Genomic DNA, 273 nt, shown 5'->3' with positions numbered 1-273 from the left:
TATAAAACAATTGCTCCTAATCTAGTAAAAGTTACTATTACCGAAATAACCCATCCACTATATACAATGCATTTAAAAACAGTATTAAAGAGCGCCTGTTTTCCTGGTATATTTCTATATTTACTCTTTACAATATCTAGGAATAAATTATTGAGTGTCTTTGTACATATCCCCGACACTGTTACACTTGTTGTGCATATTACAAAAATATCTCTTATTAATGATAGATATGCTTGCATTTTATCCTCCAATTGTATTAATTTATTTTCGAGT

At 28.6% G+C, this 273-nt stretch carries 1 protein-coding gene; it reads right to left on the bottom strand.

What is annotated here, in order from left to right; translation table 11 throughout:
- Positions 1-239: hypothetical protein (locus tag B4920_RS30090; RefSeq protein WP_216820054.1), on the bottom strand; the 239-nt coding region annotated here is incomplete at its 3' end.
- Between the last annotated feature and the right edge of the window lie 34 nt (positions 240-273).

Source organism: Zoogloea sp. LCSB751 (genome assembly GCF_002028455.1).
Taxonomy (GTDB): Bacteria; Pseudomonadota; Gammaproteobacteria; order Burkholderiales; family Rhodocyclaceae; genus Zoogloea.
The sequence above is the reverse complement of the archived record's forward strand: the minus strand, read 5'-3'. Positions and strand labels throughout refer to the sequence as shown.